Here is a 14,192-nt window from a genome sequence, read left to right on the forward strand (position 1 = left end):
TTACGGGATGATGATGCGACGATCGCGCGATGATGATGCGACGATTACGGGATGGTCCACCAGCGTATGGTGCATTCACGAAATTTTGGCGCACAGCAAGCGTGACGTATTTAAAACTACTCGTGTTTCAGAAAATGTATCTGTCGAGCTGGTAGTGGATCGCATCGGACATATGACGTTTGGTCGCACAGCAAGCGTGACGTATTGCAAAACCACTCATGTTTCAGAAAATGCCTCTGTCGAGCTGTTAGTGGATCGTATCGTGTGACAGAAACTTGGACACAGGTTCCGCTATTTCCCCGAAAAAGGCCCAATCGCTAGTTGAAAGTGACAGACGTTCCGCTATTGTGCAAAAAACATATGAATAAAGACGGAAAATGAGCAAATAGCGGAACGAGTGACCGCGGAAACCTGAAAAAGTAGTTTTTTGGCCCAATAGCGGAACGAGTGTCCGCGAACCCCCGAAAAAGTAGTTTCACAGCCCAACAGCGCATTGAGTGTCTGCGAAAATTCCGAACAGTATTCGTTTAGGAGCACAGCTAGCGGAACGAGTGTCTGCGAACCCCCGAAAAAGTAGTTTCACAGCCCAACAGCGCATTGAGTGTCTGCGAAAATTCCGAACAGTATTCGTTTAGGAGCACAGCTAGCGGAACGAGTGTCCGCGAACCCCCGAAAAAGTAGTTTCATGGTCCACCAGCGCATTGAGTGTCTGCGAAATCCAGAACAGCAATCGTTTAGGAGCACAGTTAGCGGAACGAGTGTCCACGCCCCCCGAGAAAGTAGTATTGTGATCTAACGCGCATTGAGTGTCCACGCCCCCCCCCGAAAAAGTAGTTTCACAGTCCAACAGCGCATTGAGTGTTTGCGAAATCCAGAACAGCAATCGTTTAGGCGCACTGCTAGCGGAATGAGTGTGAATGAGTGACTGACAAACGCATGCATTCGGAATGATTCGATGCTATGAACTCCAATAGGGCGGGCAATTGTCGCTATTCGCGAAGAAACGGCCCGTCCCAAGTAAAGGATGTACAACGTATCTTTTGTGAAAACAATTCAACGGAATTGTGCAAATAATATCTATTCTACCTAAATATATTTCTATTAAATTCTTATAATATAAGTATTATTACATGTAATTTAACGCAGATCAACATGACGGAAACAGTTAAACAATGATTTAAGCATTGGTATTCAATACGTAACGAAGGAGCGATAGGTGATGAAAAAAGGAATTAACATTTGGTCCTTTAAAGAAGGCAAATCGATTAAAGAGTGCATTGCTCTTGCAAAGGATGCAGGCTTTGATGGAATCGAGCTGTCTTTGAACGGCTCAGGAGAGCTTAGCCTGCAAGCAACTGATCAAGAAATAGCAGAGATTCGCGCTCGCGTACAAGATGCTAATTTGGAGATTGCTGGATTGGCAACAGGCTTGTATTGGGATTATCCGATGACAAGTGATGATGCAAGCATCCGCTCCAAAGCTGTTGATGTATGCAAGAAGCAGCTTGAAACCGCTGCAGCGCTAGGCGTAGATGCTATTCTTGTCATTCCGGGCGCAGTAGGCGTTGACTTTATCCCAGGTGCTAGCGTGGTGAATTATGAGCGCGCATATGAGCGTGCCCATGAAGCGATCAATTCTCTCGTTCCATTTGCAGAGAGTGCAGGCGTTTCAATTGGCATCGAGAACGTTTGGAACAAATTTTTATTGTCTCCGCTAGAGATGCGTAATTTTATAGATGAACATAAATCGGATTTTGTAGGCTCTTATTTTGACGTGGGCAACGTGGTTTACAGCGGCTACCCTGAGCATTGGATCAGCATTTTGGGTCACAGAATCAAGCGCGTACACTTTAAAGATTACCGTCGTACTGCCGGCGGTCTTCATGGCTTTGTTGACTTGCTTGCAGGCGATGTGGATTATCCAGCTGTTGTAGAGGCGCTCAAAGGCATCGGCTACAACAACTATGTGACCGCTGAGATGATTCCTAATTATGCGCACCATACCGATCAAATTATTTATAACACTTCCGGCGCCATGGATGCTATTCTTGGCCGCACCAATCGAAACTAGGAGCTCACAGGGAGGATAATTACATGATTAAAGTAGGACTAATCGGCTTTGGATTTATGGGCAGAATGCATTTTGACAACTATGTTCGCTTGATGAAGGAAGGCAGAGACGTACAATTGGTTGCGATCTGCGACTTAAGAATCGAAGAGCTCAAGCACGGATCTACTTGGGGCAACATCGCGACAGAACAGTCCGTTTACGATTTGACGCCGTATAATCTGTACGACAATATTCAAGATATGCTTGATAATGAAGAGCTGGATATGGTTGACCTTGCTCTGCCTACTCCACTGCATGCGGACGTATCCTGCAGCATGCTTGAGAGAGGGCTGCATGTGCTGTGCGAGAAGCCGATCGCGCTATCGGCTGAAGAAGGCCGCCGTATGGCAGAAACAGCAAGGAAAACAGGCAACAAGCTAATGATCGGACAGTGCCTGCGCTTCTGGCCTGCCTATGAATATTTGAAGTCCTGCGTGGAAGATGGCCGTTACGGCAATGTTGTTTCCGGTAACTTCTTCAGAGGCGGTGCTTCACCGCAAGGCTGGTTCCTTGACGGCACCCAAAGCGGTGGCTGCATGGTGGATATGCATGTTCACGATACAGATGTTATTAACTGGCTGTTCGGCATGCCTACTCACGTATCTTCGCTTGCGCGCAACGTTATTCCAGGCAGCGCTTATGATACGGTATCAACGAACTATTTCTATCCAGACAATAAAGTAATCAACGCACAGGCTGACTGGACGCTGCAAGGCGATTTTGGCTTCTCAATGACTTACCGCGTCAACTTCGAGAAGGGCAATATTGTTTTTGACGAGAAGGGCGTTAAAGTAAATCCTGAAGGCGCAGAAGGCTTTATGGCTGAGCTATCCAGCGACATGGGCTACTACCGTGAAATCAGCTACTTTATCGATACAATCAATAATAATACTGAGAATACAGTATGTACGCCTGAAAGCGCAGTAAAATCCTTGGAAATCATCGAAGCGGAAATCCGTTCTGCCGATAATCAAGGTGCTATTGAGAAGCTAGGCTAAGCAGTAAGAGCGACCGCATATCATTAGAACAAAGAGGCTGCTACTTAAGGTTATAGAAACCTTAAGGGCAGCTTCTTTGATTTATAAGACGTTATAAGTTTTCACTATAAGCTTGTTCTTATAATCGCCGGTAAATGCGCCTGTCCAAAAGACGGCGGAGCATTTATCCTAGCGTATCTGGCCGATTTGCATTAGCTACTTTTCCATACTATCATGGATATATAAAGTTGATTTTGAAAAATACATTTTATTAATATTCCGCTTTATAACTTTTGTATCCATGTGAGGAGCTTTAAATATGAAGAATGGTTTTCCCATAGAGCAATTCAAACGATTAAAGGATGAAGTTACACGTTTTATGATGCTGTATCAGTTCGCGCTAAGCGAGCTTGAAACTAAAATTGAAATTTTAAAAGAAGAATTTCATATGCTGCATGATTACAACCCGATAGAGCATACAAAGTCACGAGTGAAATCGCTGGAGAGTATTATAAATAAGGTAAGCAGAAAAGGTCTGGTTTTATCGATACCGGAAATCAAGGAAAATATTAAGGACATCGCTGGTCTTCGCATTACTTGCTCATTTATATCCGACATATATCGTATTTGCCAAATGCTGCAAAATCAATCTGATCTCAAGGTGCTGGAAATAAAGGATTACATTAAAAATCCAAAGCCTAACGGCTACCGCAGTCTCCACATGCTTGTAGAAGTGCCCGTTTACATGTCAGACGGGAAAGAAAATATTTGCGTGGAAATCCAAATCCGTACGATAGCGATGGACTTTTGGGCGAGCCTGGAGCATAAAATTTTCTATAAATACAATCAGTCTGTGCCAATAGAGCTTATTAATGAATTGAAGGAAGCTTCAGATAATGCCAACAGGCTTGACCAACAGATGGAACGGCTTAACCGTGACATTTCGGCTATTAAAGAGCTTCAGGGTGATAACAGCCAAGAAGAATTTGCAAAGCTGCTGCTTTCCAATGAACAGTTTATGCTTCCAGCCAGTCTAATTGATATGAAAACTATACCAGAATAAGACGAAATAAGAGGCTTGGCTATTGGACAATACGATTGTTTTTTAGTAGGATAGTAGACATAGTAGAGAGAATGACAATCAGCGACGATAGTTTGGGGGATGAGCCTATGCTGCAATTAGGATCGAAGGTCGTCATAGTGGCTGACCAATTTGAACAAAATCTCCCGGTCGGGGAGTATGGATATATAATCGCGTATGATCGCAATGCTGATAATGTATTTGACTATGTGCTGCGAGTGCCTAATGCGAATCGCAACTTCCTGGTCCCGGATGAGGATGTTGAGCTGGAGGAGGTGCTAATCCAGCAAGAAGTGGATCGCGTGGAGAAGGAGCTTCTGATCGATTACGCGCTTGCGACCTACAATGAGCAATTATTCAATTATATTATGCGCGGCGACGAGGAGCTTGAGGAAGATGCTTCAGCCAAAGAGCCGCAAAGCAGGGACGATTTTATTCGTCAGGTTAATTTGAAGGCCTGGATCTAATATTTTATTATAAAAGATCATATACAAAGCTGCCCAAGGATCAGATTTGCTGATGCCGGGCAGCTTTTTTTGAATTTAACAGCACTTAAGAGGCATTTACATTGCTGTTGCTTGCCCAAATACGTTATAATAATAAGCATGACTTTATAGAGGAGAGTATGACGATGAGCATAACTATGAAGGATGTTGAGCATGTTGCAAGCCTGGGTCGCCTGCGTTTGAGCGAGGATGAGAAGCAGATGTATACAGAGCAGCTCAATACCATTATTAATTACGCGAATAAGCTTAACAGCTTAAATACGGATGATGTTGCTCCAACTAGCCATATATTGCCGCTTACGAATGTAATGCGTGCTGACGAGCGCAAGTCTTCGCTTCCAATCGAGAAGGTGATGGCTAATGCTCCGGATGAGGAAGACGGTCAATTTAAGGTGCCAGCGGTACTTGAATAATACAATGGGGTTTATTTTGAAAGGAGGAGCTATTGTTGGCATTGTTTGATTTGCGTCTACAGGACGTACATAAGAAGCTTGAGCAGAAGGAAGTATCCGTTTCGGAACTCGTGGATGCATCCTTGGCTCGCATTAAAGAAACAGATCCGGCGATTCAAGCTTTTATTACGGTAAATGAGGAAGGGGCTCGCAAGCAGGCAGCTGAGCTCGATCAGCAAGCACCTGGCAGCAATTTGCTGTTTGGATTGCCGGTTGGCGTGAAAGACAATATTGTAACAGAAGGCTTGCTTACTACTTGTGCCAGCCAGTTTCTGAGCAACTACAATCCAATTTATGACGCAACCGCAGTACGCAAGCTGAAGGATGCGCAGTCTGTTATTATGGGCAAGCTCAATATGGATGAATTCGGCATGGGCGGCTCCAGCGAGAATTCTAGCTATTTTGTAACGCGTAACCCATGGAATACTGAGCGTGTAGCAGGCGGCTCCAGCAGCGGCTCGGCAGCAGCTGTAGCGGCTGGACAAGTTTATTATGCGCTGGGTTCAGATACAGGCGGTTCGATTCGTCAGCCAGCAGCTTTTTGCGGCATTGTTGGCCTTAAGCCGACTTATGGGCTAGTATCGCGCTTTGGCCTCGTTGCTTTTGCCTCTTCATTTGATCAAATCGGACCACTTACAAGAAATGTAGAGGATGCAGCCTATGCGCTTCAAGCCATTGCTGGTCATGATGCTGGCGATTCAACTTCTGCCAAGGTTGATATTCCTAATTACAGCGAAGCGCTGACTGGAGAAGTCAAAGGGCTTCGCATAGCTGTGCCAAAAGAGTATATTGGCGAAGGCGTAGATCCGCGTGTGAAGGAATCGATTCTAAATGCACTTAAAGTTTTTGAATCGCTTGGCGCTACATGGGAAGAGGTATCCATGCCGCATACCGAATATGCGGTAGCAACCTATTACTTGCTGTCTTCATCGGAAGCATCCTCGAACCTTGCACGTTTTGATGGAGTGCGCTATGGTGTTCGTGCCGACAATCCTGATAACCTGTTGGATCTATATTTGAAATCACGCAGCGAAGGCTTCGGACATGAGGTAAAACGTCGTATTATGCTGGGAACTTATACGCTAAGCTCCGGCTATTATGATGCTTACTACTTGAAGGCTCAAAAAGTACGCACACTTATTAAACAAGATTTCGATAATATCTTTAAGCAATATGATCTGGTTATTGGACCGACTTGTCCGACTCCGGCCTTTAAGATCGGTGAGCATGCAGGCGATCCGCTGACGATGTATATGAATGATATTTGTACGATCCCTGCGAGCCTGTCCGGTGTTCCGGCAATCAGCGTGCCTTGCGGCATGGTTGATGGAATGCCTGTCGGCATGCAAATTATCGGCAAAGCGTTTGACGAATCCACTGTTTTGCGCGCTGCGCATGCTTACGAGGGACAAACGCAATATCATACAATGCGTCCAGAGCTTTAATATTTAATATAAGAAACGCTCGCTTCTATACAAGGATGAGCAGAGTTTCTTGTTGATGATTATATCTGTTTAAGGAAGGGAACGATATCGATGTCTGAACCGAAGAAATACGAAACGGTTGTCGGGCTGGAGGTTCACGTTGAGCTGCATACAGAGAGTAAAATCTTTTGCGGCTGCTCAACAGCCTTCGGCGCGCCGCCGAATACACATACATGCCCGATCTGCTTGGGCCATCCTGGCGTATTGCCAGTCGTAAATGAGAAAGCCGTAGAATATGCGATTAAAGCTGCTATGGCTATCAATTGCGAGATTGGAGATATCAGCAAATTCGACCGCAAAAATTACTTCTATCCGGATTCACCGAAAGCTTACCAAATTTCGCAATTTGATCAGCCAATCGGTCAGCATGGCTGGGTGGATATTGAAGTAAACGGCGAGACCAAGCGAATCGGCATCACTCGACTTCATTTGGAAGAAGATGCGGGTAAGCTTACACATGTGGATGGCGGCTTTGCTTCCCATGTTGACTTTAACCGGGTTGGTACACCGCTCGTTGAGATTGTAACAGAACCTGACATTCGTACACCTGAGGAAGCTAAAGCATTCTTGGAGAAGCTTAGAGCGATTATGCTCTACTGCGAAGTTTCCGATGTCAAAATGGAAGAAGGCAGCCTGCGCTGCGATGCGAACATCAGCTTGCGCCCTTACGGGCAAGAGAAGTTCGGCACACGCGCCGAGCTGAAGAACATGAACTCCTTCCGCGGTGTACAGCGCGGCTTGGAATATGAAGAAATTCGTCAGGCGGAAATTTTAGACAGCGGCGGAGAGGTCGTTCAGGAAACGCGCCGCTTCGATGACGCACTTGGCAAAACATTCTCCATGCGCGGCAAGGAAGAAGCGCATGACTATCGTTACTTCCCAGACCCGGATCTCGTTCGCATCATCATTAGCGAGGAGTGGAAGGAAAGTATTCGCGCTACGATTCCAGAGCTTCCAGATGCACGCAAAGCACGTTACACTTCCGAGTACGGTTTGCCATCCTATGATGCAGAAGTAATCACAGCTTCCAAGAAGCTTGCGGATTTCTTCGAGGAAAGCATGTCCTATACAAAGGATGCGAAAGCTGTATCTAACTGGATTATGGGCGATTTGCTCGGCTATTTGAATGCGAATGGCAAAGAGCTGTCCGATGTTAAGATTACAGGACAAGGTCTTGGCGAGATGATTGGACTGCTTGAGAAAGGTACGATCAGCGGCAAGATTGCGAAGACTGTATTTAAAGAAATGCTGGAAAGCGGCAAGCTGCCACAGCAAATTGTTGAGGAGCAAGGTCTCGTGCAAATTAGCGACGAAGGTGCGCTGCTTGCAATTGTAGACAAAATTATTGCTGCTAATCCGCAATCCGTTGAAGATTTCAGAGCAGGCAAGGAGAAAGCAATCGGCTTCCTCGTTGGCCAAATCATGAAAGAAACAAGAGGCAAAGCAAATCCTGCACTAGTGAATAAGCTATTGCTGGAGCGTTTGGCTTAAAGTACAGGCTTTTCCAAAAACGGGACGCCAAGTTAGCTGATTTTATAACAGAGAAGTGAATATATATGAAAGAAGCGCAAGCTTGAGGGTATTTTCCCTTCGGCTTGCGCTTTTTGCTGTAATCGAAGTATTCGCTTTGTCTTCCTGTATTTGTAAGCGGGAAGCCGTCGTAATGCCATCTGTTTAGAATTGTAACGGAACTGATAGGCTCTATTTAGCAATAAAAAGATGTTTTAAAAGTGTAACGGAACTGTGGAGCGCTATAGGTGATCTTTCCCTGTTTAGGTAGTGATTTTGAGTAAATAAGGTTTCTCGGTTCCTTTAGATTTTAGAATAAGCTGATTTCTGTACAATAGCACGTCTGAGTTCCGTTAGCGTTTTTCAACAGCCTGATTTGGTGTGTGAGCGTCAAAGGCTTGTTCTTCCGTAATGGGGACTTCTATCGAAGCAAAGGATATTGGCGATTAATGGTGGGTGATGAAGCAATAGAAAAGAAACGGAGAGCAGGATTGGGACTGGAGAAGCGTCGGCGTCCGCCTTTGTATGCCTATTTTTAACCTATAAAGGTTTTATAAATCATAAAAATAGGCATACAACAGCGGTCGGAAGCCCAAACTTGATCGCAGTGCCATGCCTTTCTCATTGCTTGCTATGCAAGAAGTGTACCAGCACTGAACCATGCCGCAAAAGTCGCAATTAAATTGAAGGATTTCAAAGTATACCTAATTAAATTTAAAGATTTACATGCTACAATATACGAAAATCTGAGAGGGGGATTGGTTGTATTTGTTTAAACGGTTGCGCATCAGATCGCTAAAGCATAAGCTTATTTTTATTTTCTTTGCGATAACGGCAACCGTTCTGATCGTGCAGGTGACCGTGTTTCAAGGCTGGATCGGGACGATTATCCGAGATCAAACGAAAACGTATTTTGAAGAAACCATTCGTCAAATCGGCAAACGGGTAGAAATGCAGTATGAACAATTCCATGAAAACATGGAGTCCGCGCGTCAGAACCAGGTCATTAAAAATTATTTGCGCGATTTGAAAAATAATGCGATTCACTATCATATTGCCAAATATAAAATAAGCAACCAGGTGCTGCGCGCATCAAAGCTGGATGTGATCGATAATATTTTCGTTTTTCCCGTCGATCATGAACCGATGAACTTGTTTTATTCAATTCCGATCTTTGAAGCAGATGATGAGACAAAAAAGTTAATGGAGAGTTTTGATGTAAGGCATGCAAATGAAGTGATTTGGCAAGTACAGCTGGAGCCTTTCCAGGTTAGCGTCATGATGTACATATATGAGGGGAAGGATTTGCTGGGTCTGCTCAGGATTGATCTGAGCGAAAGCTTTTACAAGCAGATTAACGAGGTGGCGTTGGGCGAAAGCGGACAAGTATACCTGATCAGAGACGGGATGATTACCTATGCCCATGATATGAGCTGGATTAACAAACAGGAGTCAGAGCTGGCGGCTGTGTCTGGAACAAAGGTGGAATATCCGTTTGAGTACCGTAACTGGAAGATGATCGGCATTGTGCCGGACAAAGAGCTGATTCATCAAGTAAGCCAGGTAAACCGCATTTTTTTATTTATGGAAATTTTGATTATGATCGCCATTCTAGCTTTTTTACTCTCGACTGTCCGCCTTATTTTGAAACCGCTTAAAAAGCTGCTAAAAGGGATGGAGCATATTCAGCAGGGCAAGCTCGATGTCATTATTGGACACAAAGGGGATGATGAATTTAGCGTAATTATAAGACAATTCAACGATATGGTGGAAAGAGTAGATCATTTGATCAAAACGATTTATCACCAGCAAATCCATTACCGTAAAACCGAGATGATGAATTTGCAATCCAAGCTGGATCCGCATTTTTTATACAACACGCTGGATATGATTTACTGGTCGGCGATTGTGAAGGACGAAGAGGAGATTGGCGAGGCGATCTTGGCGCTTTCGAGCATTTTGCGCTACTCCATTTCTTATAAGAACGAGTTTGTAACGATTGCAGAGGATCTCGGTCAGTTGAACAATTATCTCAAAATTCAGAAAATGAGGTTCGAGAATAAGCTGGAATACAGCATGGACATTGCCGAGGATATTTTAGAAGTGAAAATACCAAGACTGCTTATTCAGCCGCTGCTGGAAAATGCCATTAAATATGCTTTTGAAAATATGAAAATTGGCGGGAATATTACAGTTAAAGCTTATGCAGTTAGACAGGACTTATATTTTGAAGTTATTGATAACGGTATTGGCATGAGTGAAGAAAAAATGAATCGCCTGTTGAACAATGCCGGCAATAAAGGAAACGGCGGTATTGGCATCCGGTTAATCCAGCATCGCATCGCATATATTTTTGGCGAAGGATACGGCTTGTCCATTGACAGCAAGCAAGGGAAAGGCACTAAAGTAACGATTCATCTCAATAAAAATACGAATTTTTTGCATGAAGAAGATGCAGTGCTTTAATGAGCAGCTTTGAGCAGCTGATTAGGAGGGGTTTATGCTGAAAATTTTATTAGTAGATGATGAGGTGTCGGTCCTTAAAGGGTTATATCATGTTTTTACACAAAAATGTCCGCAGCATGAAGTAGTTGATACGGCGCAAAGCGGGTTAGAAGCGCTGCAAATTTTGCAACACAGCCATGTTGATGTTGTGATTTCCGATGTCAGGATGCCGGAGATGGATGGCATTGAGCTGACGGAAGCGATCCGCAGCCAGTATCCTCATATTACCGTTATTATTTTGAGCGGTCATGCTGATTTTGATTATGTCAGACAAGCGATGAAAAAGGGCGCTTATGATTATTTATTGAAGCCGTGCCGTTATCAAAGCATCCTGGAGCTTCTTCAAAAGCTTGAGGAGCAGCGGGCGAATACCGAGCTGCAGCAATATCGTTCTCTCAATCAGGAGCAGCTACAGCTTGCCTTGGCCGGAAAGGGGGATGTGCTGGATGGAATAGAGCAAGCGGCAGAATTAACGCTGGCTGTTATTGGGGTGCGCGAATATATGGATACTTACATTGAGCATGCCCTCACCCAACTGCTTGATAAGTGGAAATTAAAGCTCGCAGATCTTGATATCGCGCATAAGGATGAGCGGTTAATCGTCTTATTTCGCAGGCCTGTTCCTCAGCTTGGGGATAAGCTGCATCAGCTGCTTCACACGGTGCGCAAGCAGGGAATAACGCTATTTATCGCGGAGCATACGTTTCAAGCACATCGGAATGGGCTGTTGGATGCCTACCAGTATTGTGAGAAGATGCTCGAGTTTTTAACCTTTAATGAATATGCGACGGTGCTCGACAACAAGCAGTATGAAAATAAGCTGAACGCTTCTCAAAAGGTGAAAATTGCGGACAGTATTAATGGCAAATCACTGCTCAGATATTTGCTCCATGCAGATTGTAAAAATATGAAGAGCTTTGTAGATTGGAACATGGCCAAGCTGCTCCAACTGGACGTACATATCGATCCAGTGCGGATACGCCGAGAGCTTATTTGCCAGTTGTCTTATTTGGAGCATGAGTACATCGAGCAGCGCATTTCCGGCCAGGAAGAAATAACAAACCCATACATCGATGAGATTAACAGCAAGCAAAGCTTTCGAGAATTACTAGGTTGGCTCAAAGCTTATTTGTATAAGCTGATGATGTTTATTAAAGATGAGGAGCTAAAGCCGCAATATATTTTGGCAGCCAAGCAGTATATCGAACGAAACTATATGGAAAGCTTGACGCTGGCATCCGTCTCGCAGACTGTATTTTTAAATCCATGGTACTTCAGCACCCAGTTCAAAAAGTATATGAATATCAGCTTTGGCGATTATTTGAATGAAGTGCGGATTCGTATGGCAAAGGAATTTTTAAAGCAAAGAGATTTAAAGGTGTATCAGGTGGCAGAGATGGTCGGCTTTCAGGATGCGGCTTATTTCAGCACCGTATTTAAAAATCTGGAGAAAATCAGTCCGAAAGAATATCAGAAAGCGTTTACAAAAAACTGATGAAATTAAAAGAATTCAAATGATATTCCAAAGAAAAAATGTGGATGATTGCTACAATGGGGTCATTCCATTTTGAAGGAGGACTGTAGATGAAGCAAGCAAGAAAATTTATTCCGTTGCTATTGATAATAGCTTTAGTATTAACGGCATGCTCAGACTCGAAGAACAATGGATCAGGCGGTACAGGAACAGACAAACCAAGCAGCAGTAAAAACGTAAGCTCGAACGGGGGGAAAATGACAGATGTAGGAACACCGCGCAGCGAGACGTTAATTGTCGACATATTAAATGGAACAAGCGCAGATCCAGAGCGAATGAATCCGTATATGCCGGGAGCGGTGTCGATGGACAGCGGCCTGCATCAATTGATTTTTTCGCATTTATGGGAAATCGATACGGTGAAGGGGGAGCAGATGCCAGAGCTGGCAGCAACCTTCCCAAAGAAGCTGGATGATAGCTACACGAAATTTTCATTCAAAATTCAGGAGGGGCTGACCTGGTCAGACGGTGTTCCATTTACAGCTCACGATGTAGAGTTTACAGCCAATATGATTTTAAATTCAAAAGAGCTTGCCTACAGCGGATACTTTTCAACCTTAGTCAAAACCATGAAGGCAACCGATGACTATACGATCGAGGTGGAGACAGTCGCACCAGAGACTAGGCTGTCGCAGAAGCTTGGAGTAGTTATTTGGGGCAATTCGTTCCGAATAATGCCAAAGCATATTTGGGAGAAGGAGGATCCTACGCAGTTCAAGTTTTCAGATCCGGTTGGCGTAGGTCCCTACAAGCTCAGCAAGCGGGACACGCAAGGAAATTGGTTCTTATACGAAAAACGAGAGGATTGGCAGAACAGCACAGTTGGAAAGCTGGTTGGCGAGCCTGGGCCTAAATATATTTTATTCAAATATTTTGGACCCGAGGAAAAACGGATTATGGCCGCTATTCAGCATGATATGGATGTGCTGCAGGATATTACGCCGGAAAGCTGGGAAATTCTTCAGCAAAAGAATGAATACGCGCAAGCATGGTATGAAAATTTTCCTTACGCCACGATGGATGACCCTTGTCAGCGGGGAATGTCGTTCAACAATTTGAAAGCGCCGTTCAACAGTACGAATGTGAAATGGGCATTGGCGCTTATGACTGACATTAAAAATGTATCGCTCGGCACTTTCGGCGGAATGCTGCGGGTGTCTCCGATCCAGGTGCCTCCAGTCAGCGTGCTGCAGGATACGTACCATAAGCCAATGCTAAGCTGGTTGAAAAGCTTTGCGCTTGAAGACGGCTACAAGCCGTTTGATGAAAGCTATGCGACTGACATGATCGAGGTGCTTAAGCAGCAGGGAGTGGAAGGCTTGCCAACTGACCAGAAGGATATTGTGAGCACCTTTGGCGTAGGCTGGTGGAAGCATGATCCGGAGAAGGCGGCCGAGCTGCTCGAAAAGGAAGGCTTCAAAAAACAAGGCAACAGCTGGCTGCTGCCTGACGGCAGCCCATGGCAAATTACGATCAATGCCCCTGCCAATTTCGAAATAGAGTCGATGCGCCTTGCATTTGCGGTTGCAGACAGCTGGAGAAAGAACGGCGTTGATGTGACGGTGCAGCAAATGGATCACGCTACGTTCTGGGATGCGGAAGCTACCGGCTCATTCATGGTTGGCTCATACTGGCCGTCTTGCGGCTTGCTGCCGGATACGACAGCGCAAATGAGCGGCTGGCATGAGAAGTATGTTGTTCCAACGGGCGATAGAGCATCAAGCAATGCCAATCGCTGGGCCAATGCCGAGGTTAGCAAGCTGCTGGATGAGCTAGACTCCATTCCGGGCGACAATCCGCAGGTTATTGAGAAAATTACAGAAATCAACAAGCAATTTGTGAAGGAGCTGCCGTTTTTAGCGATGTTCGGCACTTCGAAATTTGTGCCGGTCGACACCTATTATTGGGAAGGCTTCCAAAGCTCAAATAATGGATTCGAAGGTCCGTGGTGGTGGTGGTCGCAGTTTAAATACTACACGCCTCATCTAAAGCCGACGGGACGATAATCCATCAACTGAGACTGTTGATTCATTG

11 protein-coding genes are annotated in these 14,192 nt (G+C 44.8%); all 11 read left to right on the forward strand.

Going from position 1 to position 14,192, the window contains the following annotated elements; translation table 11 throughout:
* Nucleotides 1–7: 7 nt before the first annotated feature.
* The 11 genes from V1L65_RS09150 to V1L65_RS09200 all read left to right on the forward strand — a co-directional run bounded on the left by V1L65_RS09150 (nt 8) and on the right by V1L65_RS09200 (nt 14,164).
* On the forward strand, nt 8–268 hold the full coding sequence (locus V1L65_RS09150; RefSeq protein WP_331698827.1) for a hypothetical protein: 261 nt from the start codon (nt 8–10) through the stop codon (nt 266–268).
* A gap of 951 nt (nt 269–1,219) precedes the next feature.
* The gene (locus V1L65_RS09155; protein ID WP_331698828.1) at nt 1,220–2,071 is read left to right on the forward strand and encodes a sugar phosphate isomerase/epimerase family protein; all 852 of its coding nucleotides are present in this window, start codon (nt 1,220–1,222) and stop codon (nt 2,069–2,071) included.
* 23 nt (nt 2,072–2,094) lie between these two features.
* Nucleotides 2,095–3,108 carry a Gfo/Idh/MocA family protein gene (locus V1L65_RS09160; RefSeq protein ID WP_331698829.1) on the forward strand — a complete coding sequence of 338 codons (1,014 nt, stop codon included), beginning with the start codon at nt 2,095–2,097 and terminating at the stop codon, nt 3,106–3,108.
* A 298-nt stretch (nt 3,109–3,406) separates the two neighbouring features.
* On the forward strand, nt 3,407–4,150 hold the full coding sequence (locus V1L65_RS09165) for a GTP pyrophosphokinase (protein WP_331698830.1): 744 nt from the start codon (nt 3,407–3,409) through the stop codon (nt 4,148–4,150).
* Nucleotides 4,151–4,257: 107 nt separating this feature from the next.
* Nucleotides 4,258–4,635 (forward strand): ATPase, encoded by a 378-nt coding sequence (locus V1L65_RS09170; protein WP_331698831.1) that lies wholly within the window; start codon nt 4,258–4,260, stop codon nt 4,633–4,635.
* 164 nt (nt 4,636–4,799) lie between these two features.
* Nucleotides 4,800–5,087, forward strand: a complete 288-nt coding sequence (gene gatC, locus V1L65_RS09175) for an Asp-tRNA(Asn)/Glu-tRNA(Gln) amidotransferase subunit GatC (RefSeq protein WP_331698832.1) — start codon at nt 4,800–4,802, stop codon at nt 5,085–5,087.
* A 35-nt stretch (nt 5,088–5,122) separates the two neighbouring features.
* Nucleotides 5,123–6,571, forward strand: coding sequence for an Asp-tRNA(Asn)/Glu-tRNA(Gln) amidotransferase subunit GatA (gatA, locus tag V1L65_RS09180; protein ID WP_331698833.1), 1,449 nt, complete (start codon nt 5,123–5,125; stop codon nt 6,569–6,571).
* 90 nt (nt 6,572–6,661) lie between these two features.
* A complete protein-coding gene (gene gatB / locus V1L65_RS09185) occupies nt 6,662–8,101 on the forward strand; it encodes an Asp-tRNA(Asn)/Glu-tRNA(Gln) amidotransferase subunit GatB (protein WP_331698834.1) in 1,440 nt (479 codons plus the stop codon).
* A 786-nt stretch (nt 8,102–8,887) separates the two neighbouring features.
* Nucleotides 8,888–10,585, forward strand: coding sequence for a sensor histidine kinase (locus V1L65_RS09190; RefSeq protein ID WP_331698835.1), 1,698 nt, complete (start codon nt 8,888–8,890; stop codon nt 10,583–10,585).
* Between the two features lie 34 nt (nt 10,586–10,619).
* Nucleotides 10,620–12,119 carry a response regulator transcription factor gene (locus V1L65_RS09195; RefSeq protein ID WP_331698836.1) on the forward strand — a complete coding sequence of 500 codons (1,500 nt, stop codon included), beginning with the start codon at nt 10,620–10,622 and terminating at the stop codon, nt 12,117–12,119.
* Between the two features lie 89 nt (nt 12,120–12,208).
* Nucleotides 12,209–14,164, forward strand: a complete 1,956-nt coding sequence (locus V1L65_RS09200) for an ABC transporter substrate-binding protein (protein ID WP_331698837.1) — start codon at nt 12,209–12,211, stop codon at nt 14,162–14,164.
* Nucleotides 14,165–14,192: the final 28 nt, after the last annotated feature.

Source organism: Paenibacillus sp. IITD108 (assembly GCF_036541265.1).
Lineage (GTDB): Bacteria > Bacillota > Bacilli > Paenibacillales > Paenibacillaceae > Pristimantibacillus.